Origin of the sequence: Streptomyces hesseae, from assembly GCF_031845785.1 — a bacterium.
Taxonomy (GTDB): Bacteria; Actinomycetota; Actinomycetes; order Streptomycetales; family Streptomycetaceae; genus Streptomyces; species Streptomyces hesseae.
The window spans coordinates 129,518-153,113 of the sequence record NZ_JAVRFI010000007.1; the positions used below are offsets into that span (position 1 = coordinate 129,518).

The 23,596-nt window shown below is 68.7% G+C and carries 15 protein-coding genes and 1 pseudogene; 8 read left to right on the top strand and 8 right to left on the bottom strand.

Features of this window, described 5'->3' with window-relative positions:
- Positions 1-56 precede the first annotated feature (56 nt).
- Together RM609_RS13935 and RM609_RS13940 are read left to right on the top strand one after the other, a co-directional pair.
- On the top strand, positions 57-662 hold the full coding sequence (locus RM609_RS13935; RefSeq protein ID WP_311610859.1) for a TetR/AcrR family transcriptional regulator: 606 nt from the start codon (positions 57-59) through the stop codon (positions 660-662).
- Between the two features lie 32 nt (positions 663-694).
- Positions 695-1,546, top strand: a complete 852-nt coding sequence (locus RM609_RS13940; protein WP_311610860.1) for a putative RNA methyltransferase — start codon at positions 695-697, stop codon at positions 1,544-1,546.
- Between the two features lie 51 nt (positions 1,547-1,597).
- Here RM609_RS13940 and RM609_RS13945 read toward each other — a convergent pair whose 3' ends face one another.
- A complete protein-coding gene (locus tag RM609_RS13945; protein ID WP_311610862.1) occupies positions 1,598-2,389 on the bottom strand; it encodes a polyphosphate polymerase domain-containing protein in 792 nt (263 codons plus the stop codon).
- A gap of 32 nt (positions 2,390-2,421) precedes the next feature.
- Complete coding sequence (locus RM609_RS13950) at positions 2,422-3,054, bottom strand: DUF4956 domain-containing protein (protein ID WP_311610864.1); 633 nt, start codon at positions 3,052-3,054, stop codon at positions 2,422-2,424.
- A gap of 288 nt (positions 3,055-3,342) precedes the next feature.
- Here RM609_RS13950 and RM609_RS13955 point away from each other — a divergent pair.
- From RM609_RS13955 to RM609_RS13965, 3 genes and pseudogenes are all read left to right on the top strand, one after another.
- Positions 3,343-4,218: pseudogene (locus RM609_RS13955) on the top strand (TIGR02677 family protein); the annotation flags it as partial.
- A gap of 127 nt (positions 4,219-4,345) precedes the next feature.
- Positions 4,346-6,217 (top strand): DNA/RNA helicase domain-containing protein, encoded by a 1,872-nt coding sequence (locus RM609_RS13960; RefSeq protein WP_311610866.1) that lies wholly within the window; start codon positions 4,346-4,348, stop codon positions 6,215-6,217.
- Positions 6,218-6,483: 266 nt separating this feature from the next.
- Positions 6,484-6,612, top strand: coding sequence for a DUF6408 family protein (locus tag RM609_RS13965; RefSeq protein WP_311610867.1), 129 nt, complete (start codon positions 6,484-6,486; stop codon positions 6,610-6,612).
- Positions 6,613-6,668: 56 nt separating this feature from the next.
- On the opposite strand, the gene RM609_RS13970 is transcribed toward RM609_RS13965, so the two are convergent.
- The 5 genes from RM609_RS13970 to RM609_RS13990 all read right to left on the bottom strand — a co-directional run bounded on the left by RM609_RS13970 (position 6,669) and on the right by RM609_RS13990 (position 18,341).
- Positions 6,669-8,786 (bottom strand): DUF2075 domain-containing protein, encoded by a 2,118-nt coding sequence (locus tag RM609_RS13970; protein WP_311611075.1) that lies wholly within the window; start codon positions 8,784-8,786, stop codon positions 6,669-6,671.
- A 613-nt stretch (positions 8,787-9,399) separates the two neighbouring features.
- On the bottom strand, positions 9,400-12,168 hold the full coding sequence (locus tag RM609_RS13975; protein WP_311610870.1) for a pPIWI_RE module domain-containing protein: 2,769 nt from the start codon (positions 12,166-12,168) through the stop codon (positions 9,400-9,402).
- A gap of 32 nt (positions 12,169-12,200) precedes the next feature.
- Positions 12,201-15,710, bottom strand: coding sequence for a pPIWI_RE_Z domain-containing protein (locus RM609_RS13980; protein WP_311610871.1), 3,510 nt, complete (start codon positions 15,708-15,710; stop codon positions 12,201-12,203).
- Positions 15,703-16,884 carry a pPIWI_RE_Y domain-containing protein gene (locus RM609_RS13985; RefSeq protein ID WP_311610872.1) on the bottom strand — a complete coding sequence of 394 codons (1,182 nt, stop codon included), beginning with the start codon at positions 16,882-16,884 and terminating at the stop codon, positions 15,703-15,705. The genes RM609_RS13980 and RM609_RS13985 overlap by 8 nt, the downstream gene beginning before the upstream one ends.
- Entirely contained in the window at positions 16,845-18,341 is a 1,497-nt protein-coding gene (locus RM609_RS13990) for a PD-(D/E)XK nuclease family protein (protein ID WP_311610874.1), read from the bottom strand. The genes RM609_RS13985 and RM609_RS13990 overlap by 40 nt, the downstream gene beginning before the upstream one ends.
- Before the next feature lie 108 nt (positions 18,342-18,449).
- On the opposite strand from RM609_RS13990, the gene RM609_RS13995 reads away from it, so the two are divergent.
- Positions 18,450-19,352, top strand: coding sequence for a serine/threonine protein kinase (locus RM609_RS13995; RefSeq protein ID WP_311610876.1), 903 nt, complete (start codon positions 18,450-18,452; stop codon positions 19,350-19,352).
- Positions 19,353-19,382: 30 nt separating this feature from the next.
- On the opposite strand, the gene RM609_RS14000 is transcribed toward RM609_RS13995, so the two are convergent.
- Complete coding sequence (locus RM609_RS14000) at positions 19,383-22,130, bottom strand: AfsR/SARP family transcriptional regulator (RefSeq protein ID WP_311610877.1); 2,748 nt, start codon at positions 22,128-22,130, stop codon at positions 19,383-19,385.
- Positions 22,131-22,373: 243 nt separating this feature from the next.
- Here RM609_RS14000 and RM609_RS14005 point away from each other — a divergent pair, with 243 nt between their 5' ends.
- On the top strand, positions 22,374-22,532 hold the full coding sequence (locus tag RM609_RS14005) for a hypothetical protein (protein ID WP_311610879.1): 159 nt from the start codon (positions 22,374-22,376) through the stop codon (positions 22,530-22,532).
- A 320-nt stretch (positions 22,533-22,852) separates the two neighbouring features.
- The gene (locus tag RM609_RS14010; RefSeq protein WP_311610880.1) at positions 22,853-23,596 is read left to right on the top strand and encodes a hypothetical protein; all 744 of its coding nucleotides are present in this window, start codon (positions 22,853-22,855) and stop codon (positions 23,594-23,596) included.

Here is a 23,596-nt window from a genome sequence, read left to right on the forward strand (position 1 = left end):
CACGCCATCGACGAAACGATACGTATCGCCTCGATCACTCGCTACACTCCCGTGTCATGCCCGACAAGACAGCACCCGACGCCGCCCGCCGCAGCCAGCGCTCACGCCAGGCGATCTGCGAGGCCGCCCTCTCCCTCGTGGGCGAGACCGGCTACGACAAGCTGACGATCGAGGGGATCGCGGCACGCGCCGGCGTCGGCAAGCAGACGATCTACCGCTGGTGGCCGTCCAAGGGGGCCGTCCTGCTCGACGCCTTCACCGAGACCATGGAGGCCGGCGAGGGCATGCTGCCCGACACCGGCGACCTCGCGACGGACCTCAAGGCCGTGCTGCGGGCGACGGTCGACGAATTCAACGACCCCGCGTTCCAGGCCCCGTACCGCGCGCTCTACGTGGCCATGGTGAACGACGCCGAGGTCTCCGCCGGTTTCACGAGCAAGGTGATGGAACCGGGCACGCAGGCCTACGTCGACCGGATCCGCGCCGCACAGGACGCGGGGGAAGTCGCCGAGGACGTCGACCCGCGTCTGGCCGCGGAGCTGATCCTCGGCCCCTTCTCCCAGCGCTGGCTGCTGCGAGGCCAGCCGCTGACGCACGAATTCGCCGACAGACTCGTCGACATGGCCCTCGCCGGGCTGCGCCCCCGGGCTCCCCGGGCCTGATACATCACCCATAACGGTACGATCGGTACGCGATGTTGAACCATATTGTGCGGTACCTGCGCTGCCCCCACTGCACCGCTCCCCTGGCCGCGAAGGGCCGTGCGCTGGTCTGCTCGAACGGCCACGCCTTCGATGTGGCGAAGCAGGGCTATGTGAACCTGCTCCCGGGTGCTGTCAAATACAGCGCCGACACCAGGGAGATGGTCGACGCCCGCGCGGAATTCCTGGGCGCCGGCCACTACGCCCCCATCGCCGACGCGCTGGTCTCCCTGGCACGTGACACGGCCGACTCGTCGGCCTCTCCGGCCGCGGGTTGCGTGGTCGACATCGGCGGCGGCACGGGCTACTACCAGTCCCATGTCATGGACGCCTTCCCCGAGGCCGAGGGAATCCTCCTCGACATCTCGAAGTTCGCCGCCCGCCGCGCCGCCAAGGCGCACGCGCGCATCGGCGCCGTGGTGGCCGACGCCTGGCAGGCGCTGCCGCTGCTGGACGCCTCCGCCGCCCTCGTCGTCAACACCTTCGCCCCGCGCAACGGCCCGGAACTCCGCCGGGTCCTCCACCCGCAGGGCGCCCTCCTGGTCGTCACCCCCCGCCCGGACCACCTCCAGGAGCTGATCGACACCCTGGGCCTGATGCGCGTGGACGAGCGCAAGGAAGAACGCCTCTCCGACCAGCTCGCCCCGCACTTCTCGACCACGACCTCGCGCGCCCTGACGACGACCATGACGCTCGACCACCACGCCCTGGCCCAGCTGGTCGGCATGGGCCCCAACGCCTGGCACCGTGACGGCGAGGGCTTGGCAGCACGGATCGCGGCGCTTCCGGAGCCGTACGAGGTCACACTGTCGGTGACGCTGACGGCGTACCGGCCGCTGACCTAGAGACGCCCCGTACAGCACTGACGCTCCCCATGGCTACCGTCGCCCTCCACGTCATTCCGCCTCCCCGAACACCCGCCGGACCGCCCGTCGCCAGCGGTTCGCCGGGAGGGTGGGACGGAGAGCCGCCAAGGCTCCGCAGTACTTGGTAAAGACGGCCGGGCGCACCCCATGGGCGTGCAACAACCGGTCGACGTCACTGAGATGGCCTGCCGATTTCGTCTCGACGAGGACGAGCGCTGCGTCACCGTGTACGGCCCGTCCCGTGCGCGGGTCGCCACAGACCAGACCCACGTCGCAGGTGACGCGTTCGCCGTCGGCCACCAGGGTCGTGCGCAGATAGTCCGTGGTGATGGAAGGGCACAGGATCATGGGCGCGTCGACGCCGTGGGCCCGCCGCAGGGTCTCGGCGAGATACGCGCGGCATCGGGCGTCGAGCGGGGTGTCTGCGCCGGTCAGAGCGCGACGGCGCTTGACCGTATCACCGCGTCCTCCCTTGAGTTTGACCTCGAATTGCCGCTCCCCCGAGTCCTCGTACACCCGCTCACGGATCTTGAAACGGAGCCGGCGGCCCTGGCGGTGGTCGTGGAAGGAACGGAGTTCGAGGGTGTCGTAGTAGACGGAGTGATAGCGGAAGGCTCGACGCCCGCCGATGGCGAGCACCCGGAAGGGGCCACCCGGCCACCGGGAATCCGTCAGACGACCGGCCACACTCAGGAAGACCGATGCGGGAACGAGGTACTTGCGGTCGAATCGGGTCAGCAGCTGGGCCCGTTCGTTCACTTCGGCGAGGGAGATGGGTGCGGCGTCCTCCGCGACCCGCGCGACAGCTCGTACGGCCGTCATGGTGGCTGTCCCCGGACCTGCCATGTCGGCGCTCACACCGGCTCGCAGGCGGGCGCGACTCGGAGCCCGGTCAGTACCTCCGCACCGAAGTGCACGCCCTCGTCCGGGTCGGGCTCGCGGTACCGGACGTCGACGACCATCAGGTCGCGGACGTAGTCCACCTCCATGACGGTCCACCGCAGCGGTTCGCCCAGTCGCCCGGCGAGGTCGGCCCGGAGTGCGAGGGGGTCACGGTGCACCCGGTCGAGAGTGACGACGGCGCGGCGCGAGCGGGCCAGAAGCCACTGGCTGTCGGCAGCCCAGAGCACGAGGAGCAGTACCGCGCTCAGCCCGGCCTTCACCGGAAGCGTCACATCCGGCAGCGCGCAGACAAGGCCGAGGACGAGCGTGGTGAAGTAGTACGCGACGTCCTCCTGCTGCACCGCGTCCGAGCGCAGCCGCACGATCGACAACACCCCGAAGAGCCCGAACCCGAGCCCGGCCGCCCCTCTGCCGCCCACCGCCGCCAGGGCCGCGACGACGGTGAACAGCCCGGTGTTCAGGGCCAGGTAGGCCGGTACGAGGTCACGGCGACGGTGCCGCGGATAGTAGATCGCGAAGGCCAGCAGACAGACGGCGGCGAGGTCCAGCACCAGGCCGGCGGCGATGTGCCGTAGAGCGTCCATGATTCGCTCCCTCTCGGGTCGGAAGGAGCACAGACGATAGGCCCACCTGAATCGAACATGCTTCACCCTGTGGAGAAACGTTCCTCCCGGAGAGGGTCAATGCGAACAGTTGCGGCGTGCAGTGCGAGTCGGCCCTGCCCGGAATAGACCACTGCCAGCGTTGCCTGTGTCGCCTGTGAGATTCCCGGCATTGCACATCCATGCCACGACTCATCGGACAGAATGACCGGGCGGTGACCCCGACACCCGCCCCCCCCAGCCCCGACCGGATACGCCCCCTTCGCTCACCTCACGGCCCCCAACTCCGCCCTCTGCCGGCGGACTATACGAACGTTCCTCACCGCCAAGGAGCGCTTCGCGGTGCACCTGCGCCCCGAGGACGTGCATGCCGCCCTGCCCGCCGCTGAGCGTCCGGCCGAGCTCGACGTCGTGGTCAAGGCACTTGACAGCCTCGTCGAATGGGGAAATCTGCGCGCCGATCCCGATACGGCCCGCGTCACCGCCGTCGAGGACTTCTACCGCAAGCGGTTCGTCTATCAGCTCACCCAGGCGGGAGAGGCAGCGGAGGAGGCGCTTTCCGCATACGACGAGGCGCTCGGCCGGCGGGGCGCGCTTCAAGCCGTCGCGTTGCACGACATCGTCACCCAACTGCGCGCCCTCCTCGTCCTGGGAGCCGAGAAAGAACCCGACCCGGCCAAGACCTATCTCGCACTCGACGCGCTGACCAGCCGGTTCGCGGCCCTCGCCGAGAACGCCCGGGCCTTCATGGGCTCCCTGCAGCGCACCATCGACCTCCACGATGTCGAGGAGGAGGTCTTCCTCGCCTACAAGGACCGCCTCATCCAGTATCTGGAGCGGTTCATCAAGGACTTGATCACTCTCGGCGGACGCATCGCCCAGCTGATCCTGGAACTGGAGGACGGCGACGTGATCGCACCGCTGCTCCGGACCGCCGCCGCTCGCGAGGCCGCCGGCCATGCCCCCGCAACACGGCCCAGGCAGACCACTCCGCCGCCGTCTCGATCTCGCGTACGGTATGCCGCCGCCTCAACCACTGGGCACTCGGAGCCCTGGCACTCCGGCCGGCCGCCTAACCGAAGGCTCGGTGCCGCCAGGCCTCGCAGGCTGCCTGGCAGCATCGAGACCCGCGCTCCTCATACATGATCCACGCCCTGCCCTAGAATGGTAAAGACCATCTCAGCGGCCCGACGGGCTTCCGCTCCGCTTCCGCGGAACCGAAGGACATGCCCCCACCCGCACGAGTTACTTCGTGTTGCCTGGGGGCATTTTCTTGCTGTTCCGTGAGTCCGCGGCGTCGTTGGCCAACCGCACTCACCTCGAGGGACGGCTGGCGGAACTCCTGACCGAGAACTTCCTGCACAAGCACCGCCATCGGCCCCAGCCGTCGGAAGTGCGCTCCTGGGAGCGGAGCATCCCAGCGCTGACCAACGCGCTCGTGGAAGCCGGACTCGGCGAGGTCGAGATACTTCTGGAGTACGGACTGCCGCTGACCAGCAAGCGCGCGGACGTGATACTGGCCGGCGTGCATCCGGCCACCGGTGAGCCGTCGTACGTGGTGGTCGAGCTGAAGCAGTGGAGCGAAGCTTCCCCGGAGGGGGACGATCCACTGCGGTGCCGCGTACCCGCCTACCCGGAGCCGGTCCTCAATCCGATCGAGCAAGTACGCGGCTACTGCGACTACCTGGTCTCGTTCAACGGAGCGCTGGAGCGGCTCCCCGAGTCGGTCGCAGGCGTGGCCTACCTGCACAATGCGACCGAGTTCGGGGTGGCGGGGCTGCGCGCCGTCATGGAGGACGACCGGGGCCGGATGTTCACCGGCGAGCAGCGCGGCGCCTTCCTGGGCTACCTGCGTTCCCGACTGGCGGAGAAGCCGGGAGCCGAGGCGGCCGACGCGCTGATGCAAGGCAAGGTCCGGCCGTCGAAGCAGCTAATGACCGTTGCCGCCGAAGAGGTCCGCAACCGGGAACAGTTCGTCCTGCTGGACGAGCAGCGGCTCGCCTACGAGACGGTGATGTCGGCAGTCCGCCAGGCCCGGCGGGCCAACCACAAGCAGGTCGGCGTGGTGGCTGGAGGTCCAGGCTCCGGCAAGAGCGTGATCGCCCTGTCTCTGCTGGGCGATCTATACCGGCGTGGGGTCCCTACCCTGCACGCCACCGGTTCGCAGTCGTTCACGAAGACGATACGCAAGGTCGCTGGTGCCCGGAAGCCCGAGGTCCAGAAGCTCTTCCGCTATTTCAACAGCTTCATGGAGGCCGAGCCCAACGATCTCGACGTGCTCATCTGCGACGAGGCACACCGTCTCCGCAAGGCTTCCGCTAACCGGTACACCAAGGCTGCGCTGCGTACCGGCCGCCGGCAGGTGGCAGAGCTGATGGACGCCGCCCGCGTACCGGTATTCCTGCTGGACCAGCACCAAGTGGTGCGTCCCGGTGAAATGGGCACAGTGGATCAGATCCGGGAGGCCGCCGCCGAACAGGGACTGGAGTGCACGGTGGTGGAGCTGGACAGCCAGTTCCGGTGCGGCGGCAGTGACGCTTACCTGAGCTGGGTGACCAGCCTGCTGGGGCTGAAGGGCGATGGACCTGCCGCGTGGGAGCCGGACGGCAAGGTGCGACTACTGACTGCCGACAGCCCGCAGGAGCTGGAAGACTTCCTCGCCTCACGACGGGCCGAGAACTACGGCGCCCGGATGTCCGCCGGCTACTGCTGGAGGTGGACGACGAAAATCACTCCGACCATGTCCGCCCTGCCTACCGACGTGGTCATCGGCGACTGGGCAAGGCCGTGGAACCTCTACGGCGACCGCGCCCTCCTCGGCGCGCCTCCCGCGCCGCTCTGGGCCACCGACCCCGCCGGGTTCGGGCAGGTCGGCTGTGTCTACACCGCGCAGGGCTTCGAGTACGACTGGTCGGGCGTGATCATGGGTCCAGACCTGGTCTGGCGGACCGACTGCTGGGTGGTCGACCGCACCGCGTCGAAGGACCCCGCCTTCACCAAGGCGACGCCGGACGAAGACGTCGACCGCCTCATCCGCAACACCTACAAGGTGCTGCTCACCCGGGGCATGATTGGGACGATCATCTATTCGACGGATACGGAGACTCGCGAGAAGCTCCGCTCTCTGATCTCTCCGACGCTGTAGACACCGATGGCTTCCAACGTCCCATGGGCGGCAGCGCGTTCGCACCATTGAGCCACCCTTGAAAGTCACATCTCATGAATCCGGCTCACGAGGTACCATCGTTGCGCTGCGCACCTTCCCGGAGGGTACGGGCTGTGGTCCAACACGTGCTTCAACGGCCGCGAGTGAGGAATGGTTGTGCCCGCCGTGTGGTGATACACGACGTGAGCGTGGATGCCCGGTAGGGCATCCCCCTGCCATTCCAATCTCACTGCTTTGGAGTGGTCATGACCCCGGTCGAGCACAAGCCTGCGCGTCGTGAACGGATCCGCGAGGTCCTGAACGAGATCGCTGTCGGAGTCGTCTCCAACCTTCTGGTGACGACCTTGACGTCGATTGCGAGCCTGCTCTTCTGATGCAGGCAAGTGGCGGGCCCGGCGAGTCCGCCACTCCACTTCCATGTCACCTTCCCTCAAAAGAGCCGCAGATCAGATTTCTGCGATCCACGCGACTTCCTGCCCTTTCGGCCACGTCCTCCTCTGCTGGGCCGGGGCAAATGCGGGCTGCGTGCCTCCGCCGGCAAGTTCCCCCAGGTGGGACGCAACCCGTGGATCTCCACCTCACCGACGAGTTTCTTGAGGTAGGCCCGGGTCTCCTCATCCGTGGAGTAGAGCACCGTCGCACGGCTGGCCCGGGTCATCAGCACGTTGTACGCCTGGCGGACAAGCCTGGCGAATTCCTCGTCATCGACGCTTCCGGACTTCACCTTCGGGTCGAACGAGCCGTGTTGAGCAACATACTTGACACCCGACTCCGGATCCTTGCGTTCCTTGCCCCGGCGGAAGACCCACCGGCCATCGCGGCGCACCATGTCCTCGCCCATGATCACACCGCACCAGTCCCATTCAAGGCCCTGTGCTGTGTACACGCAGCCGATCTGCCCGAGTCCGTTCTCATGCACGGACCAGATCCTTGACGGGGGCACCCCGTCCTTGCAGAAACTCTCGCTGTCAGCATTCCACGGCCGGTGCCAGCCGCCGATACGAACGTCCGCCTCCAGCCGTCTCTCCACGCCGAGCGGCTTCGTCCACGGCCAGCAGTAGCCGGCGACCATGCGTGCGGACGCGCCGGCCAGCGCTTCAGCACGGATGATCCGTTCGAGTTCCTCCGGGGTATCCGCCACCTCGATGTGCATCAGCCCGTCCGGTGTCCACAGCTCAGGTACTTCGTCGGTCATGCCGAGCACCGCGCGTACCCAGCGGACGTAGGCGTCGCTGCCACCGCACCGGAACTGTTCGCGGAGTCCGTAGCGGACGAGTCGGGCGTCATGCCTCCCAGCGGCCTCCTCGATAAGACCGACGGTGCCGACCTCGTTCGGTCGTACGGACTGCCCCTCGTCCAGGAAGAACACAGTCAGGCGAGACGCCGCGAGAAGCTCGTCCACCTGAGGACCGGTACCCCAGTCCTCAGGTTTCCAGAAGCGATTGGTCGAACGATCGCGAAGACGGTGTGCCTCGTCGCAGATCAGCACGTCCGGAGGCGGATCCGGTGGAGTGACAAAGTTGCTGAAGTAGGTGAACGTCTCCTTGAACTCTCGGTCCCCATAGCCAACATGCTCTTGGAGCGCGCCATTGAAGGCCCTGCTGCCGCTGGCGTAGTTGACCGTGCGGCCTTGGGCCTCCAACTCCGCCTTGATCTGCAGGCCGATCGCGCTCTTCCCGGTTCCGGCGCCACCGGTCACCAGGAAGACCACACGTCGCTCGTCCGGTATCCAGGTGGGGGACAGGGGGGCCGGGAGGACCTTGGAAGCCGTCTCCATGACCTGGTCGGCGACCTCCTTCTGCCGCCCGCGCAAAGTGAAAACGGTGTCGGCTCCACGGGACCGGATCATGGCGTCGAGCAGAGGAGTATTGTGCAGGCCCATGCTCCGCAGCATCGTCTCGGCCACAGAGGCGGCGCCTTCCCCGGCGAAGTGCTTCCGGAGGTCGGACAGCAATTGTGCGCGCCGGTCGCCCGTGTACACATGGGCGTAGGATCCTGTCGGCGCGTCCACCTCAAGCAGGGGGCGCACGGATTCTTGCGTAGCGTTGTGCATATAGGCGAAGCCGCCACAAGCGAAGTCGAGTCCCTGGAACGGCCCCCTGGAACTCGTGAACGCCTGGTAATATTCCCGCAATTGCAACGCAGGATGTTTCTTGCTGTCTTCCATGCCCGGCACATGCACCAGATCCGCGGTAGCCTGTTCCACCCTGGTCACGGTCGACCAGCGCTTCAACTCGACCAACTGCACCGATGGCACGTTCTCCACCGGATGACGGCCCACCAGAATCACATCGATGAGCTGGGGATCATCAGAGCGGTTCGACTCGTCGACCGTGGCAGCGCACTCGACGATCATCTCCACATTTCCGCGTCCCGCGGCAACGAGGTCCTTCGCGATACTCACCAGGCTCTCGGCCCACGCAGCCCGCTCGGTCCCCGAAACATCGGCCCCCCGGAAGTACCGCCAGCGAGCGGCGAGGTGCGGCACCATTCGACGACGCGAATTCAGAGTGAGCAGATCCTGCGCTGACAGCTTCAGCAGGAGCATGGACACGAGATGGTTCCCCCAGGGCACGAGTGACTCGTGCGGGTGGGGGCATGTCCTCGTCGGGAAGCCCGTCGGGCCGCAATCGGTTCTGGTGATCTTAGCCCGCGGAGACAGCACCATGAGTGCCGACCCGGACCACAGGTATCGCGGCCGGATCGCCTTTGTCCGGCTCGTAGGCTCAGGAGCGGGCCAGGCGGCATCTCCCCGTGAGCGCCCACGCTACATCGGTGTCGTCATGCGCAGCACGCCTGAACCCCTGTGCCAGTTGTCACACGGGGGCGAGATCTCGCCGTTGCTCTCAGCGAACCTTTTCTGCACGCTTCAGGATCGCCACGCACTCCACATGGTGCGTCATCGGAAGCATGTCACCCGGGTGAGTTCAGAGAAATCCGCAGGTCAGGTGCAATCTCTCATCTCCGTCTGGGAGTCACGAGGCGCGCAGAGCGTCAATCGAGCGTCACGGCGGAGAGAACAATGGCGCGCGGTGGTCCCAGCAAGGAGTGCACCAGACGCCGTCAACCGTGGTCTGGTTCAGCCTTTGGCACGCACCCGAGGGAACAACGATTATTGTCAGCGTCGATCATTGGGACGCCCCATGCAGGCGACGCCTTGCTCACGGAGCGGGTGACATGCTCCCCTCCTCCTTCGTTCCAGCCACCGGAAGCACGTACTCACCGGTGAGCCGTGCCAGGTGCAGCGGGAGGGGCCGGGCGAGCGGCGGGTAGTCGTCGTGGTAGCGCAGCTGGTGCGTGAGCGTCGCCCACTCCGCCGGCCGGTCGGGCTGGTCCCCTTCACGCCCCGAGTCCGCCAGCGCCTTCTCCGAGAGGCAGCTGAGCACGGTGATCTCCAGCTGCCCGGGGTTCCAGGCGGTCTTCCCGGGTGCTGTCCGGCCCTGTGCCGTGGGCGCCAGCTTCATGAGTCCCTTCGGTAGTTTCGCCGCCGTGTGCGGGGTCGAGGCAGTACTCGCGAAGACACGGCTCTCCGTCTCCGCCGTCCCCCACACGCCCTCGGCGAAGCCGACCCTGTCCTTGGCGTCGTGGGCGTACCATCCCGCCACTTCCTCCCGGGCGTTGGCATCCCGTACGAGCACCACCCGCAGGTCGTCGCCGTAGAGTGTGTGGCGCTGGGCGGGTTCGGTACCGAAGCCAAGCATGTCGCGGTGCAATTCGCCGTTGCGCAGTCCGGGCCAGCATTGGCGCAGATTGCCGGCGTCCGCCAGCAGAAGCGTCGGGCGGTCGCGGAGCTGGAAGAGCAGCGCGCGGATCTGCCGCTCGGTCTCCCGCTGTCTGTGCTGCTCCACGCCTGCGCGGGCAGCGGGCCGGGGCCCTCCTCGGGCGGTAGCGCCATCGCCAGGACCTTCCGCATTCGCCACCTCTCCCGCCTCCGCCACGGGTTCCACTGCCTGGGAGAGCAGCAGCAACAGCTGCGGATATGGCACCCATTCGGCGCGCTCGGCGTCCCACCCCTCGATGTCGCCCGGTCCGTCCCCGGGGCGGACCCTCACCGCGACCAGCCGGCGGACGGGGCACCGCGTGGGCCCCTTCCTCGTGTGGCGTACGAGCCAGAGCGCCGCGTACTGGAGGTCGCCGGGAATTCCGGCTCCCACCCGGTGGGCGGGCGGGCTGATCGCGCCGAGCTGTCTGAAGGCGTCCAGCCAGGTCCACTTGGCCCGGTGCTCCAGGCCACTGTCAGTGTCGTCGGGCAGGTTGACGAACTGGCTCAGCCGGCCCTGCCGCGCCCAGGCGATGCGTAGAGCGTGCTTGGGGTCGGAGTCGGGAACGGCAGCGAAGCGCTCCTTGCCGGCAATCTCCGCGATCACGACACCGGCCCCGTCGGGTCGCGGCACCATCCGATCCGCCACGAGCCGGCAGCGCCCTTCGATGGCTTCAGCCAGCCGGACGGCCCTGGGGCGCCTGCGCTCCCGGGAGACCGGCAGGGCGTCGGCCAGGGCCCCCGCGGGCCGGGCTCGTACGCGAATCTCGATCCCCTCGCCCCGCCACCGCCAGGTGTCGTCGTCGGCCGGCCCCACCCTCTCCCCGGGAGGGAAGCCGATGAGCTTCGGCAGTTCCGCCAGCAGTGCGGCGCGGGTCTCTGGGGACTGCCAGAAGACGTCGATCTCCATGGGGCGGCCGTTCAGTACGCGTGCCAGCGCCGCCCGCCGCTGCAAGGCCAGCTGCGCGTCCCGGACGCCCGGCCCACCCCCGGCACTCGAACGGGGCAGCAGCGAGGGGGTGTTATTTCGGGTCACCCGCGTGAGATCGGGGACCCGGGTCAGCATGGGGCGCAACCCTTCCTCGACCCAGGCGTCCAGATCCGACCGCTCCCGTGGCATCAGCCCGGGTCCGACCTCGTGCGGGCCGATCGACGGGTGGTAGACAATGCCGGCGGCCACGTTCCCGGACCCGTTGATCCAGCGTTCCGGATGGGTGAAGAGCGCGGCGGGCTGGGGGTAGTTGCGTACGATGTCCAGTCCGGGCACGAGCGGTGCGGGGCTGTGATGGCGCCAGGCCAGTTCCTTCAGACGCCAGTCGTAGCCGAGGGTGTTCACCATCAGCCGGTGGCCCCGGTCCGGCCCTCCCGGCCACGGCAGAGGGGCATCGAGCAGGACGGTCGTGCCGCCGAACTCGTGGGGGCGTAGGGCAAGCCGGGTGGCCCACCGGCGTACCTGGGTGGACACATGGACGCGAAACCGTGCGGCAAACGGCACGGTGTGGACGGTGATGTTGAGGCAGGCCGAGTAGTACCAGGTCTGCCCGCGTCGCTCGTACCGCTGAGGCGGCCAGGAGACGAGTCGCGCACCGTTGCCCGAGCTCTCGACTCGGAAGTGGAGAGTGGTGCCCCCGGTGCGGAACGTCCGGGCGGCCAGCCGGAAGGCGACCCACTCGGGCAGCAGGCTGTAGAGCCGCGCGGCGGGTTCGGCGGTTCCTCCCGCCGAGGTCACGGTCTCGGCGAGGTCGACCGATTCGGACTCCCAATGTGACAGCTGGACGGCCTCGGACGGGTCGTCGGAGCGGAGTCTGTCCTCCAGATCGGCGTCTTCGGTATCGTCCTCTTCCCGGTACATGCCCGCCGCCCAGGCGCCGATCACCGGGGCCAGTACCTCCGGCGGGACGGCTTCCCGCGCATAGAGCCACGGCAGGAAGCCGTCCGTTCCGGCGTTGCGGCCGGTCGCGATGACACCGGGGGCCATCGCCTGAAGCAGGGAGTTGAGCCTGCGTACGGGAAGCCGGTCGGGGCGGACGGAGCCCCTGAATGCCTCGGTGTGCATCCTGGTGAGCTCGGTGTGCAACTCCTCGCCGAGCCGCAGCACCCTCATCTCCTCCCGCCACGGCCCATGGAGCGGGTCGGGTTCGTAGGCCGCGACGCGAATGGTGCGATACACGAAATTGCCTCCTGGAAGATGGAGTTCGGCGCTTACGGGTGGGCCGGAGCGGGTGCAGGGGCGAGCAGGCGGGTGAGCATGCGCCGGAGCGGTTCATACAAGGCGCGGGCGATGAACTGCTCCTCCGCGCTCTTCGTTACGCCGTCGAAATACGGGTCCAGCACGTCGAGCGCACTGTGCAGCAGGCTGGAGCGGGGGGTGTCGGGGCGTGGGGGTACGGCCTCGCGGTTCGGGGCGAAGGCGGCGTCGACGAAGACCACCCGGGCCGGTACGCCGCCACGCACCAGTCGGCCGATCACCTGCCATATCAAGACGAGCATGTCCCAGGTGACCTGCTCCCGCACCTCGTCGCCGAGATGGCTCCACGCCATCGAGCGGGCGAGCACCTGATACCAGCGCGAACGGGCGAGGCGGCGGACCTCGTCGGCGCCTTCCTCGACGGTGTCCTGTCCCCGTACCCAGGTGTCGAAGTCACCGCCGGTGACGGCGCGGACGATCCAATCGTTGACGGCATGGACGGCCAGGGACAGGTCCTCGGGGTGCGGATTGGGCCGTGCCAGGAAGTAGACCGTGCCGATGGCCGCCTCGTCATCATCGTTGAGGATGTTGTGGCCCCGCTCCACGGCAAGCAGGGGCGCCACGAGGATGTCCGCGTCGAGGTCCTCCAGGTGCTCGACGTCGCCCCGGCGCAGTGACCGGGCGCGGTAGGCGGACGGCGCCTCGTCCTCCGGGGCGATCTCCTCGTCATCCGAGACCAGGCACAGCACGCTGTCGCGCCAGCGAGAGTTGAGGTTGTGCAGGGTGTCGGCCACGATACGCGCCTCGGTGTAACTGCCGACCAGCAGGAGGATCTGGTCTCGCCCCGGGGGAAGGGAGAGCAACTCGCGCTCCAGTGGGCCTCCTTCGGGGGCGTCGTACTCCCCCGCCCCGAGGTAGGTGGCGATGCGGCGCAGCTTCTCGGGGCGGTCGTCCGGGTGGGTTCCCGACAGCCGCAGTTTCTCGTCGCCGTCGTCGATGAACTCGAAGCGCATCAGGCTCTCGTCCGCGATGCGTTCGGTCACCTCGGCCGGCGGCTCGATGATCACACCGACCGGGACACAGACGTGGTAGCGGCTGGACGCGCCCGCCCAGCTGCTGCCGGACATGAGCAGCAGATGGGCGCCGGGTCGACCGTCGACGGAGGCCAGGTGGGGCATGGCGCGCAGCAGCTCACGTCCGACGCCACTGCAGCGGAAGAAGGTCAGCTCGCCGCTGCGGACTCCGCCATTGTCCTCGCCTGGGACCCGGAACTGGAAGCCGAGTACGTTGCCCATCGGGGCCTCGGGCACCATCGGGCCGTAGTCGAGCGGCCGACGGTACATCGTGTTGAAGCCCAGGCTAAGGGCGGCCTCGACGCGGGGCCACATGGCGTTGATCATGGCGAGCCGGGGTTCCAGGGCGCTGAGCAGCAGCGTGAACTCGAAGCGTTCGGCGAGCTTCTGCCGCCACTGCTCGGGGGTCTGGGGCGGCGGCTTGGGCTTCCGGCGATGCCCACGTTTCTTCTGCCGTTCTTCCTCCTCGCGCTTCCACTCGTCGTACTCCTCTTTGTACTTCTGCTTCCGAGCCGTCATGTACTGCGGGTCGATGCGGAAGACCTCGTCCATGACCTCGGTCAGGTGGCGCCGGGTGTTCTCCGGATTGCCGGTGTGGAGCAGTTCGTTGAGGAGGGCGGTGAGCTGGCTGGAGTCCTCCCCCGTCCTGCGGCGGCGGTCGCCGAAGGGGTTGTCGCGGAAGGCGTCGAGAAGTTTGCCGAGGGCCTGTCTGGGGGCGTAATTCTGGTGTTCCGGTCCGCTGCCGTCGGGGAGTTCGTAGCGTTCGTCGAGCAGTCCGAGCTGGAGCGTCCAGGCGCTGAAGTAGCCCGTCCGCACCCAGTTGCGCAGCTCGTACCCAGCGACGAGCATCGCGTACAGCCGGTCGGTGGCCGATCCGGCGGTGTTGAGGGCGGCGGCGAAGGTCTCCACGTCCCGCTCGGAGAGCTGGGTGCGCCCGCTCGCCGCGAGTTCCCGGATCTTGTGTCGACTCAGCTGGTCGATGAGGCCCTTGTCCTCGTCACTAGCGAGGACGACGGCGGGTGCGAAGGTCTGGTCGAGCTGCATCTGCACGCGGTCGGCCTCGTCGATGATCACGAGGTCGCTGCGGCGGCAGGCGAGTTCCAGGTAACGGATGCGCTCGCCGTTCTGGGGGCGGGGCGGCGAGGCGTCGATCAGTCCGGCCGGCGTGGCCACCCAGATCAGGGCGCCGACCAGGGTGCGGGCTCCGTGGTGCCGGGGGCAGGCCGACCAGTACGGGCAACTCGTCGCATTCTTCTGCCATTCGGAGGCCCGTCCGCCGCCCTTGTCGCGCCGCGGGTCCGACGGCGGCCTGAGCCGGGAGCAGGGCGCCTCGCCGAAGGCAAGCGGCTCGGTGGACGACATGGCGCCCTGCCGCCTGACGTTGAGCACGCAGGAGGTCCCGAGGTAGGCGAAGGCAGGGTCGTCGTGGGCAAGCAGCCGGTGCTCGCCCCGGCCGGCCAGCCGGCGGTGCAGCCTCTGTGCGTGCCGCTCCCGCCCGGAGGAGCCGAGCACGGGTGCGGCGGCGTCGTCGGTGTAGAGATTGTAGAGCTGGACGAGCTTCAGCACCTCCGCGACGTCGGTGACCACGACTGTGGTGCGCTTGCCGAGCTTGGCGAGATGGACGGCGACGATGTCGCGCAGCGTGCTCTTACCAACGCCGACGATGCCGAGCAGATGCTGGATCCCGTCGACCGTGAACGTGAAGTCCTCGTCCGTGCCGGCCTTGTGGAACGTTCCGCTCTCCTTGGTGGACAGGTCGAAGGCCCGCAGTCGCTCCAGCCAGCGAGGCGGCTTTTCTCCGGCGGTGCGGGCGTACGTGGCGTCCATCTCCGCCGCGGTGCGCTCCAGGCTCTTCCTGGTGAAGACGAGGGGATCTCCGCCACCGGCCGGTTCCAGATCCATGTCGTGGGCGACGAGGGGGGTGTGGGGGACCGGCGGCAGGTCGACGACGGCCATGGTGCGGCTGACGGGAAAGGCGTGCGGGCCCTGGCCCGCGACCGGCATACGTTTGCCAGCCAGCGGCGGTGCGCCACGCAGCAGTTGCTCGTAGACGGGGAAGCGGTCGCTGGCGACGGAGAGTTCGCGGCGAGTGGCTGGCGACTCGGTGTCCGGTACGTCGTAGCCGCGCACCCTGGGGTCGAACAGCTGGTAGCTATCCAGCGCCTCGCGCCAGGTTCGGCTCCTACGCAACGTCCACAGCGAGTACCGGGCGACACGCAGCGTCTGCGCCGTGTCCGGTGGCAGCGGCGCGCCGTACGCCTCGGCGAACCCGTATCCGCTGAACAGCACCCATGCGCTGCCCGCAGGGCTGCCCGGCATCAGCTTCTGCTGGAGGTACAGGCCGAGTTCCACCTGGCAGAGGGCTTCCAGGGCGGGCTTGGGGACGGGCGGCCCCAGGAACGCCTGGAGTGCGCGGAGTACGTCGTTCAGCGGCGGGGTGATGCTACGCATCGTCCTTCTCCTCTCCCCGGCCCCGTCCCAGGTCGGGCACGAGGTCCACGGGTGTGGTGAGCACCAGCCGGTCCCGCAGAAGCGCGGGAAGGGCGTTGGTGAAGGCCTCCCGGTAGCCGTCCCGCCCGGCGAGCGCGTCAGGGACCACGACGAGGGTGCGGTCCGCGAGGGGTGCGCCGTCGGTGAGATGTACGGCAAGGAGAGCCGGCTGCAGGCGGTCGTATACCTGGATGTCCACGATTCCGGGACCGGTGTCCCTCAGGCGGTAGGCGGACAGCGGCCCCGACAGGGCCTCGTGGTCGATCCCGGCGCGATCCAGTGCGTCCCGGGCGGCCTCTTCGGTCCGGTGCGGCAGTGCGAGGAACGTCCGCAGCGAACCCCGCAGGATCCACGCCTGGCCCGGCTCGCGGATCAGTTCCGGAGCGTCGTTGCGCGGGCATTCCTCCCCCTCGCACCAGATGTCCGCGCCGGTGGCGTGCGGCCCGGGTACGGGCACGGCCCCGTCCCGCGGCAGCGCGGGGAGCCCGCACGAGGGGCAGCGCAGGAAAACGTCTTCGACGAGCAGGGATTCGGGCAACGGCCCGTAGAGGCTCTTGACCCGGCTCCAGACGGCCTTGCTCCAACCGAGCCCGAAGCGGTCCTGCTGGTGGACCACTGGGTGACGGGCCAGGAACCTCCGGCACTGCCGGTAGCGCTCGCCCGTTACGCACCGCACCTCCAGGTCGCCCAGAAGCGCGCGGGCGTGCGCCGCGACGCCCCCGTCCGGCCTGTACGAGTCGATTTCGAGGCACGACCGGGTCGGCATCCGGCCGACCGGGTGCACCAGCGTCGTGCCCGGGGTGATCAGGGAGGCGGGAACCGCGAAGAGCGGATCGTCGGCCGGCCTGGTCCTGCACCACTCCCACAGTTCCGGAAGGCTCCTCGGCGGTGTCTCCCCGACGTCGAGACAGTGCATCACTGTGCGGTCCAGAGCACGCTGGGCGAGCCCGGGATAGGGCAGGACGAATGAGCGGAGTCCCTGGACCTCGGCGAGGGCCGCCACCATGTGCGCGAGTTCGCGGAAGAGTGCGCTGCCCACGCCCTCGGGCGCCTCTCCGGTGTCCGGTCGGCCGGCCCCGCGGGCCGCCCCCGCCCTCATGCCGCGGCCTCGGTAGCGGGCGACGACGAGCACCATCGGGCCACCTCGCACCGCTCGCAGGAGCGTCCGGGCACGGCCGCGTAGCGGTCGTCCCCGTGCCAGTCGGCCACCATCGCCTGCAGGATTTCCTCCGCCGCGGTCCGGTTGACGGAGGTGAAGGGGTCGATGATCTCCAGGTCGGCACCGCCGGGGCGCAGCACCTCCAGCTCGACCCGGGCACGGGACGCAGCGCCGCCTAGGTCACCGCGGGCGATCAGCACGACCGCCAGGGCCAGTTGGGGGTAGAACTCCAGCAGGGGGCGGTTGGGCCGCCGGTTGGTGGCAGAGGTCTTGGTCTCGCGCCATACCCATGAGTCAGCGTCCCGGTAGAGCAGGTCGGGTGCGGCGATGACCACCACGTCGGCGGCAGTGTCGTGCCGCACCACTCGGGGTTCGGTCCGCACGTCCGTCCCGTCCCTGACGCACCGCAGCGGGCAGACCGCGGCGTGCCGCTGCAACAGGAGTGTGCCGAGCGCGCGTTCGCGGTCGGGCAGGTCGAATCCGTCCGGCACCCACTTCTCGGGGACCTCGACCGTGCAGGGTCGTGGCGAACCGTGGCCGTGCCGGTTGGCGAGATAGGCGTGCAGGGCCCGGCCGCGCTCGGCCGTCACCTCGCGCTCAACGGAGTCCGCCCTGGGCAGGTGCAGCCGGCGCATGTGATCGCGGGCCGGGCAGGCCCGGTAGTTGCGTCCGTTGGTCACCGACCAGGTGCGGCGGGGCCTGTCCGGTGCCTCGATGCCCAGTAGTCCGGGCGCCGTACGCAGGGCCGGGCAGACCGACAGGTAGGGGCATCCGCCGCAGGCGGAACCGGGGCGGTATTCCCGTCCGTCCAGCACTCCGGCCAGGGCGTCGGGGCCGTGCTCGCGGTACCGGGCGAGCGCCTGCGTCCGGCTGCCGGCGAACAGCTCCCGCGTATGGCCGTCGAACAGCGCGAACTCCACGATCCGTACGTGCTCCGGCGGCGGCCCGGGGGTGCCCTCGGCCAGCACCAGGGCGACGACGGCGGTGAACCCGTCGGGCGGCAGGTCCCGGTTCAGTCGGTGCACGGGCAGACGGAGCTCACGGTAGGCGCCGTCGGCGGAGGCCAGGCATCGGCCCCACACGGTGAAGCGGTACTCCTGGGCGTTCCGCGGGTCGGGGCCGGACGGCCGGTAGCGGTACGTCCACGGCTCGGGAACCTCGTTCAGGGGGTGTTCCGGGTCGGCAGGGAAGGCCGCTTCGTATGCGTTCACACCATGGTCCGACCAGGCCCTCAGGCCGTCGTGCAAGGGCGCGGTACGTGTCCGGGGCGGGCTGCCGGAGGGCCGGGAGCGGGCGTCGCAGGCGGCCATGAAGGGGCCCAGAGCAAAGTGCTCCAACCGCTCGCGGCGGCGCGGTACGGGGTCAGTGGTGTGGTAGCCGCGGGTCTTGAGGGCGTCGGCGGCGGGGCACCGGAATTCTCCCCCCTTGAACATTCCGGCGGATACCGTGATGACTTCGGAGGTGCGGGTCACCCCGTCGGGGGGTAGCCATGGCTGTGACATTTCCTGCTCCATTTCCACACGGAGGGAAGAAGGGTGGCCATGAGGGAGATCGAAGAGATCGGCAATGTGGAGAAGCGCTACGAGGTGCTGGACATGGTCGGTGACGGCGGTCAGGGCGACCTCTTCCTCGGCCGTGACCGCAGAACCGGGGTAAGGGTGGCGCTGAAGCTCCAGAAGGCCCGGGATCTCGGCCCCGAGAGCGATTTTCACTGGGCCGGCAGCAACCTGCTCGAAGAGGGCTCCCGAATGATGATGCTGACGGGAATTCGAGAGATTCCCGAAATCATCGCCACCGGAACGCGCCGAGGACGCCGATGTCTAGTCATGGAATTCGTCCAGGGACGTCAACTACAGAACGTCCTGTTGGCGGCCCGGCCCGTTAGGCATTCCGGGAACGTCGCGTCCGTCATCGGCCAGCTGTGCGAAATTCTGCGGCAAGTGCACGACCGGAATCTGGTGCACTGCGATCTCAAACCCGAGAACGTCATCGTGCAACCGGACGGCCGTCTCCGTCTCATCGACATGGGCCACGCGATCATGGCGGGTGAGGAGACATCCCACGAGCGCGGCACGCGTGGCTGGGCCTCCCCCGAGCAGTCCGACGCGTGTCCCTCAGGTCTGACGCGGCGGGCAGACATCTTCGGGCTCGGCTGCATTCTGCTGGAAATGACCGTCATGCGGCTGCCCTACGGCGGACTGGAGGAGCGTGCGGAACCGGGTGGCCCGGTGCTGCCGGCCGACAAGCTCGCCGAGCTTCCCCCGGAGTTCGCCTCCCTCGCGCTGTGGATGGTCCGGTGGGAGGCGGAGGAGCGCCCGGCGGATGTCCGTGAGGTGTTCGACCGGCTCCGCCCGTACCTGCCCAGGCTGGGTTCACGGCGGCCATCGAAGCGGCTGCGCCCCGACCCGACCGAGTACTACCGCACGCATCCGCCCCGGCTGTGACGGTGACCCGGCGGTCGGCGGCCGGGCGGGTCACCTTAGGCCTTCCAGCAACTCACGGACTTCACGTACACCTTGGCCGCCCATCAGCTCGCGCAGCACGATGACTCTCTCCAACTCCCGTACCGCCTCGTCGGTCATACCGGCGGACACCAGGACGTCCGCGAAGAGCAGCCGTGCCTTGTCCTCGTTGGGCCAGTTCTCCTGTTCGCGGTAGATGCCGCAGGCCCGCCGGTACAGGGAAATGGCCTCGTCCCGCTCGGAGCGGGCCAGGTGCACCTTGGCCAGGGTGAACAGCACGTCGGCCAGGCCGCTGCGCTCTGTCGTGCGCTCAACCACACCTAGCGCGTCAGCACACCGTCGGAGTGCCTGCTCGTGTTCGCCATCGTCGTGATGGAGCGCGCCGAGGGCGTTCAGGGCGGCCGCCTCCCCGACCGGGTCGGAAACCTCCCGGCACAATTCCAGTGCCTGGGACAGCGCTCCCTCCGCGCCGGTCCGGTCGCCCTGCTTGCGCAGAGTGAGCCCTAGCCGGTGTAACGACCGGGCCAGACTCAGCCGACCCGCCTCGCTGTGGTCCTCCTCACTGAGCCGGACGGCCCGGCGCAGGTGGCCAACGGCCACGTCGTACTTGCCGAGTCGCCACTGTGTCCCTGCCAGCATGCGGTGGACCATGGCGCAATCGGCCGGGGCGGCGGATTCCGCTGCGTCAATGGCGTACCGGAGGTTCCTTTCCACGTCTTTGAGGAGGCGACGGCGCCACTGATAGGTGACCAGGGCCATCGGAAGCAGCCATTGGTACCGTTCGATGCCCTGGCCGGCGGCCAATCGGATGCCTCGTTGGACGGCGGAGTACTCCTCATCCAGGAACGCCATCGCCTGCCCCGGTTCCGCTGGGTCGGTGACCGTGACCCCGTCGGGCTCGCCAATGGGCAGGGTGCGCTCGTGGTCGAGCACCCGGTCGCAGGCACGGACGTTGTGCAGCTGGTGTTCCAGCACCTGCCGTACGGTCGCTCGCTCGATATCCGCCGTCTCTTCGTCCGGCCCCGGCTGCACATGCTGGCGGGCGAAGACCCGCACGAGGTCGTGCAGCCCGTAGCGGTCGCCCCGGGACTCCACCAGGTTCGCCGCCACGAGCTCCACCAGGGCCCGGTCGGTACGCCCGCCTTCGCCCGCCGCCCTCCCGAGGTCCATCACCGCCTCCCAGGAGGCGCTGGGCCCGGGATGAACGGCGAGCTGCCACAGCAGCAACCGAGCCTCCGCACCGAGCACGCGTACGGAGCAGTTCAGCGCGGCACGGACCGACAGTTCGTGCTCCGGCAGGTGCAGGGTGTCCAGCTTCGCCCGCTCCTCCTTCATCTCCCGCACCAGGGTGGGGAGGGTACGCAGCGGACGCCCACCGCCTTCCAGGAGCCGGGCCACCACGGTGAGGGCCAGCGGCAGCCGACCGCAGAGGCGGACCAGCTCGCTGAAGGCCTGAGCGTACTTCGACCGGTCCTCGGCCGATACCTTCTCCTGGAGCACCTCAAGGGCGTCCGCCTCTTGCAGCGGCTCCATCTTGCGGAACAGCACCTTTCTCTCGGACTGCAGGCGCAAGAGGTCGTTGCGGCTGGTGACGATCACGGCGCAGGTGCCGTCTCCGGGGAGCAGCGGCAGCACTTGCTGGGCGTTGAGCGCGTCGTCGAGGACGATGAGTACCGAGCGGTGGGCCAGTGCCGACCGCAGCGCACCACTCTTACTCTCCGGTCCGGTCACCGTGGAGTAGGGCGGCAGCGCGGCCAGGAACCTGTCCAGGACCTCGTCCGGCTCGGCGGGCTGCACATCTCCGTCGGCGAACCCGTTCAGTCCGGCGTAGAGCACCCCGTCGGGGAACCGCTCCCGCAGCCGACGGGCGACGTGGTGGGCCACCGTGCTCTTCCCGACACCCGCCATGCCGCTGATGAGGACCACCGCCAGGTTGCCGACGTCCTGTTCCTCGCACACGGCCTCGACGAGGCTGCGGATCAGATTGTCCTGCCCGACCGGCCTGCGTCTGCTGCCGGGCAACTGGTCGGGGACGGGCGGCAGAAGCGTCACGCCCGGCCGGTGCGCGACGCCCCGGACCTCGTCGATAACGCTCTGCAAATCGGCGTCCGGCTTTCCGTTGCGTTTCGTCCACTCCTCGATGAGCCGTTCACGCCGGCGCTCCGGCAGGTCGCCGTGGGCGCGCAGGTAGAACTGGAAGATCCGGGGCAGTTCCGGTGCGCGCTCGAACCACTTCTCCGTCTCCTCGCGGAGCCATTTCTCCTCCCTGGACTTCCAGGCGGCGTCCAGCCGGGCGTACACGGCGGCCATCAACTCGGCCCGCAGTTCCTCCCGGCGCAGATGGAAGCCGCTCGCGGTCAGCCCGTGCAGGGGTTCGTCGCCGTCCCACTCCTCCAGGGCCGCACCGAGCTGCTCGAAGCGCTCTGGATGGCTCAGCTCCTTAGCTTTCGCCACCCTGCCGCGGAAGCGGAGCAGATCGACGCTGCCCTCCGGCACACGGAGCGTGCAGTAACCCGACCTGCCGCCATGGGGCACAACCTCCCGGCCCAGTTGCTTCCGCAGGTCGGAGACGGCACGGTCCACCCGGTCGCCGGCGTTCTCGTCCTCCTCCCAGAGGACTTCGGCGATCTCCTTCCTGGTGCATCGGTAGCCCGGTGATGTCACCAGAAGCGCGAACAGCGCGGCCGGCTTCGAACCTACGGAGACCCTTCCGCCGCTGTTCCCTTCGGCTCTGACCGGGCCCAGCACGTGCCCCTCCATCGCCTTTCCCTTCTCCGCGCTGCAAGCAGTGGTCCCGCCCCTCGACGGCGCCCACTTCATCTGTGCGCTGCGGTGTGCCGCTTCACACGCGCTTGCTCCTTCACGCCCCCAGGTCTCAGTTTTCCCTCAGTTTCCGCTCTGCGGCCTCCTCCCGGCCCCGGGCACGATGGCACCAGCCGCTCGCAGAAGCGCGAATGGCGGCGTAGCCATACATCGATCCATCAGGAAGGAACCACAGGCCCTATGAACAACCGTCAGCGCAACCGTCGGGCGAGCCGTCTGCGCCAGTCCCCCGACTGGCCGCCGAGCCGCCGCCGGCGGGCGGTCGTCCGCCCTGAGGGCACCACGCAGGCGACCCCGCACTCCGAGGTGCCGGACGCTTCGCCCTCCGAGACCGCCTGACCTCGAAAGCTCGTGGGTGCCCGTCCCGGGCGGGCACCCACCCACCTCGGTCCCACCCCTCCGAACTCCTGTGACTGGCGAGCTCGCGACCTTTCCGCATCTGTCACACGCTCGTGGTCGAAGGCGGCGATTCCCGGTCGGCATGACCAACACCGCATACGTACGCATCAAAGTGGGACGCCTGGGGATTTTTCCTGGTCCGTCCGCATCTGGGGTGATGTAACCACCCCACAGGACTTCAACCCGTCCAGAACCGCGGCACCTCCGGCACTCTCAGCCCAGAGAGAGGATTTTTCCTGATGTATCTACCATCCAGCAGTATGTTCGCCTCGGTGCGGCGGCACTTCGACGAACCCCGGGTCGACGAGGCGGTCCTAGTGACCATTCCTAGCGACACCGAGGGGGCGGAGCCGGTCCGGCTGTCCGCCGCCGAGACGCACGAGGCCTTGTACGGTCCAGGTTCCGACCCGCAGTTCGCCGCCGCGGTCTGGAAGGAGGTACTCCGCACCGCGCTGAGTAACCTCGCTCCACACAGCACCGGCAAGCTCCTGATGATCTGGCTGGCCCTGCCCCGGTTGACCGGGACAGTCCACCGCGTCTGCACACGACTGCATGCCGACCGGTCGGACGTCGAGGCCGAGATGGTCCTGGCCCTCTTGGAGGAGCTGGCGGCCCCGAACGCCGCGAGCTGCCTCTCCGACTCCTCCCTGATCCACGCAGCGCGCACCAGGGCGTGGCGCTTTGCCCGCGACGGCTTGAGGGAGCTCCCCTCTACCCAGGTCGAGCGCATCGCCGAGAATCGTGCGCTCACCGCGTCCGAGGGGGAGGCGGACGCTCCGGCCGAGGAGGGCCTAGACGTGCGGGTCGACCGTCCGGACGGCCTGGACGGGCTGTGCGCACCGCTGCGCTTCTGGGTGCGCCCGGAGCATCTGCGCAAGGGGGCCTTCGTCGACACCGACGACGGGACACGGGACCGTTCGACGCGCCTCGGCCCCCGGAAGAAGCGACGGTCCGGGTGCCGCGTGGGCACCCGGCCGGTCCGCCCTGCGGGGAGGCGAGCGTGA

Excerpts from the sequence above, each read along its gene's own strand:
- RM609_RS13945 (WP_311610862.1), bottom strand. The coding sequence starts at position 2,389 with ATGACGGCCGTACGAGCTGTCGCGCGGGTCGCGGAGGACGCCGCACCC.
- RM609_RS14000 (WP_311610877.1), bottom strand. The coding sequence starts at position 22,130 with ATGGAGGGGCACGTGCTGGGCCCGGTCAGAGCCGAAGGGAACAGCGGC.
- RM609_RS13965 (WP_311610867.1), top strand. The coding sequence starts at position 6,484 with ATGACCCCGGTCGAGCACAAGCCTGCGCGTCGTGAACGGATCCGCGAG.
- RM609_RS13940 (WP_311610860.1), top strand. The coding sequence starts at position 695 with ATGTTGAACCATATTGTGCGGTACCTGCGCTGCCCCCACTGCACCGCT.
- RM609_RS13950 (WP_311610864.1), bottom strand. The coding sequence starts at position 3,054 with ATGGACGCTCTACGGCACATCGCCGCCGGCCTGGTGCTGGACCTCGCC.
- RM609_RS13990 (WP_311610874.1), bottom strand. The coding sequence starts at position 18,341 with ATGTTCAAGGGGGGAGAATTCCGGTGCCCCGCCGCCGACGCCCTCAAG.
- RM609_RS13935 (WP_311610859.1), top strand. The coding sequence starts at position 57 with ATGCCCGACAAGACAGCACCCGACGCCGCCCGCCGCAGCCAGCGCTCA.
- RM609_RS13985 (WP_311610872.1), bottom strand. The coding sequence starts at position 16,884 with ATGGTGCTCGTCGTCGCCCGCTACCGAGGCCGCGGCATGAGGGCGGGG.
- RM609_RS14010 (WP_311610880.1), top strand. The coding sequence starts at position 22,853 with ATGTTCGCCTCGGTGCGGCGGCACTTCGACGAACCCCGGGTCGACGAG.
- RM609_RS13970 (WP_311611075.1), bottom strand. The coding sequence starts at position 8,786 with ATGCTCCTGCTGAAGCTGTCAGCGCAGGATCTGCTCACTCTGAATTCG.
- RM609_RS13980 (WP_311610871.1), bottom strand. The coding sequence starts at position 15,710 with ATGCGTAGCATCACCCCGCCGCTGAACGACGTACTCCGCGCACTCCAG.
- RM609_RS13995 (WP_311610876.1), top strand. The coding sequence starts at position 18,450 with ATGAGGGAGATCGAAGAGATCGGCAATGTGGAGAAGCGCTACGAGGTG.
- RM609_RS14005 (WP_311610879.1), top strand. The coding sequence starts at position 22,374 with ATGAACAACCGTCAGCGCAACCGTCGGGCGAGCCGTCTGCGCCAGTCC.